Below are 672 nucleotides of genomic sequence, written 5' to 3' on the forward strand. Positions count from 1 at the left end.
TTATTGCCTACGAACACATACAGGTTCACTCCGCCCCGTTCTTCAATCAGGTCCCTGGATGGCCACCTGCCGGTCACGGGATCATACCAACGGTAACCGTAATACGTCACACGCATGCTTCGGTCGGCCTTGCCCATTTCCGGCAAGTCGCTAACGGTTAGAGAGATAGAGTTTGTTACTTCACCTGCCGGGCTTGGTGGGCGTTTGGGGAGCCCGACCGGTCTGGCCGCGGGCGGATCGTCCTCGGGCGGGGATTTCGATGCCGGGGCGGCGGCGCGCTTCCGCTCCGGGACGAGCGGTGCGGGTCGCGGCTCAAGGGTGTGCGGCATGGGGCTAGCCGGTAGCACTTCGGGCGTGCGGCTGGAAGTCAATTCCGCTTCGGCTCTCGGAACCGCAGTTCCTTCCGTGGGCGGGTTGGGTCGTGGGCGTGGCGTCTCCGGCGGGTCGCCCCAAGGGTCCTCGGATGGGCCATTGGGAAAGGTCGGTTGGTCACCCGGACCGCCTCCGGCACTGCCGTGGGGGTGGCAGCGGGCGTGGATCTGCTGGAGGGCGTCGATGTGGACGTGGGTGTGCCAACCACCAGTTCATGAGCGTTTTCTAGCGCGGAAAAGGGGTGACGTCGAGAATGGAACCCCATGAACGAAAAGACAGAGAGGGTCCGCAAAAGGACCC

The 672-nt window shown here is 64.0% G+C and carries 1 protein-coding gene; it reads right to left on the bottom strand.

The window, feature by feature from the left end; genetic code table 11:
* Positions 1-329 (bottom strand): RHS repeat-associated core domain-containing protein (locus ACG2LG_RS24130; protein ID WP_396263457.1); only part of this gene is annotated, 329 nt, incomplete at its 3' end.
* Between the last annotated feature and the right edge of the window lie 343 nt (positions 330-672).

It is taken from the genome of Haloferula sp. A504 (genome assembly GCF_044385805.1).
Taxonomy (GTDB): Bacteria; Verrucomicrobiota; Verrucomicrobiia; order Verrucomicrobiales; family Akkermansiaceae; genus Haloferula.